Origin of the sequence: Photobacterium kagoshimensis (genome assembly GCF_050337045.1) — a bacterium.
In the GTDB taxonomy this organism is placed as follows: Bacteria; Pseudomonadota; Gammaproteobacteria; order Enterobacterales; family Vibrionaceae; genus Photobacterium; species Photobacterium kagoshimensis.
In genome coordinates, this window is sequence record NZ_JAKJSO010000046.1 from 1 (window position 1) to 2,185 (window position 2,185).

4 protein-coding genes are annotated in these 2,185 nt (G+C 44.8%); 1 reads left to right on the forward strand and 3 read right to left on the reverse strand.

The annotated features are described in order from the left end of the window. Nucleotides 1-154: 154 nt before the first annotated feature. Nucleotides 155-361, reverse strand: a complete 207-nt coding sequence (locus L4C35_RS22950) for a hypothetical protein (RefSeq protein WP_428465038.1) — start codon at nt 359-361, stop codon at nt 155-157. Nucleotides 362-859: 498 nt separating this feature from the next. Continuing rightward, on the reverse strand, nt 860-1,066 hold the full coding sequence (locus L4C35_RS22955) for a hypothetical protein (protein ID WP_428465039.1): 207 nt from the start codon (nt 1,064-1,066) through the stop codon (nt 860-862). A 241-nt stretch (nt 1,067-1,307) separates the two neighbouring features. Between L4C35_RS22955 and L4C35_RS22960 the strand changes: the two genes are divergently transcribed. Beyond that, entirely contained in the window at nt 1,308-1,505 is a 198-nt protein-coding gene (locus tag L4C35_RS22960; protein WP_428465040.1) for a hypothetical protein, read from the forward strand. A 77-nt stretch (nt 1,506-1,582) separates the two neighbouring features. Here L4C35_RS22960 and L4C35_RS22965 read toward each other — a convergent pair whose 3' ends face one another. Then, nucleotides 1,583-1,789 (reverse strand): hypothetical protein, encoded by a 207-nt coding sequence (locus tag L4C35_RS22965; protein ID WP_428465041.1) that lies wholly within the window; start codon nt 1,787-1,789, stop codon nt 1,583-1,585. Nucleotides 1,790-2,185 lie beyond the last annotated feature (396 nt).

Consider the following 2,185-nt stretch of genomic DNA (forward strand, 5'->3'; position numbering starts at 1 on the left):
AACTATAACCACGATAATTACTGCCCGTTTACCCACAAAATAGCGGCAACGATGAAGTTAGCACTATGGTTTACCTAGAAAAGATGCACTAGAAACGCTCGCCAATATTGATTAAAAGGCAGCCCAACTAAAGCCGCGAACCACGCCCACAATTCTATTTCTTTCGGCAACCACCAAAATGTAACCACTTCCCTGCCAGCGCACCGACCACAATATTGAAAGCGGCTATCCTCGATAATGGCGCGGCAATAGCTAAGAAATTTAAGAACTGGTATGTACGCGGAGCATCAACCGCCACGACCGAACCATGGGTAAAACCAAACAAAGAAGYTGGCGCGGTKACCAGYGAACATTCACGCAAGTCTTTGAGGCGTTTAAAAATAAGAAGCCGCTACAAACGATGAACGATTCTTACTGCATATGAATTTATCTGGAATTGACCAACTCACAGCGACAGCGGAGTTWRGTACACAAAAAGAACTCAACCAAGTCGGGTAACGCCTTGGCATAAGGTGCGCCAACGCTGAACTTACAAAACCAAATACACTTCAGACCAAAACCGCCGAGTGTCAGGCGTCACATTAATGCCTTTGTTACCCGGCCGTTCGACTTGGCTAAAGCAGCTTGCCTGCCATGATGAAATGCAGTTAAAAAATGCGCTGATTAAGCGCGACAAACACACAACTCAAGGCTGACAAATTCAAAACTATAACCACGAAAATTTCTGCGCGTTTACCCACAAAATAGCGGCTACGATGAAGTTAGCACTATGGTTTACCTAGAAAAGATGAACCCGAAACGCGCGCCAATATTGGTTAAAAGGCAGCCCAAACTCAAGCCGCGAACATCGCCCACAATTTTACTGCTTACGACAACCACCAAAATGTAACCACAGGTATGCCAACGCACCGACCACATTATTGAAAGCGGCATTCCTCGATGATGACGCGGCAATAGCTGAGAAATTTAAGAACTGGTGAGCACGCGGAGCATCAACCGCCACGGCCGAACCATAGTTAAAACCAAATACAGAAGTTGGCGCGGTTACCAGCGAACATTCACGCAAGTCATTGAGACGTTTAAAAATAAGAAGCCGCTATGAACGACGAACGATTCTAACTGCATACGAATTTATCTGGAATTGACCAGCTCACAGCGACAGCGGAGTTAAGTACACAAAAAGAACTCAACCAAGTCGGGTAACGCTCGCCATAATACGCCACAACGTATTACGATAATGTTGATAGACCACCGAAAACACTAAAGCCAATTCAGACCTAGAATGCCGAGCGTTGGTGGTCGTATTAATGGCCTTGTTACCCGGCCGTTTGACTTGGCTAAAGCAGCTTGCCTGCCATGATGAGACGAAATTAAAAACTGCGCTGATTAAGCGCGAAAAACACATAACTCAAGGCAAACAAATTCAAAACTATAACCACGGAAATTACTGCGCGTTTACCCACAAAATAGCGGCTACGATAATGTTAGCACTATGGTTTACCTAGAAAAGATGAACCAAAAACGAGAACGGATACTGATAAAAAGGCAGCCAAAACTAAAGCCGCGAACCACGCCCACAATTCTATTTCTTTCGGCAACCACCAAAATGTAACCACTTCCCTACCAACGCACCGACAACAATATTGAAAGCGGCTATCCTCGATGATGGTGCGGCAATAGCTGAGAAATTTAAGAACTGGTGAGTACGCTGAGTATCAACCGCCACGGCCGAACCATGGTGAAAACCAAATACAGAAGTTGGCGCGGTGACCAGCGAACATTCACGCAAGTCGTTGAGACGTTTAAAAATAAGAAACCGCTATGACCGACGAACGATTCTAACTGCATACGGATTTATCTGGAATTGACCAACTCACAGCGACTGCGGAGTAAAGTAAGCAAAAAGAACTGAACCTAGTCGGGTAACGCTCGCCATAATACGCCACAACGCATTACGATAATGTTGATAGACCACCGAAAACACCATAGACAATTCATACCTAGAATGCCGAGCGTTGGTGGTCGTATTGATGGCTTTGTTAAGCCTCTACTTTGCCCAAGGTGCCTTTTTTAATAGGACAGAAGCATTATTTAAGCAGTACTTTCTCGATAATTTATTTGTAACCTGCGACACCAGAACTAAAGCTCTCTTATAGTATTCCACAGCCTCTCCTATATTAGTAAC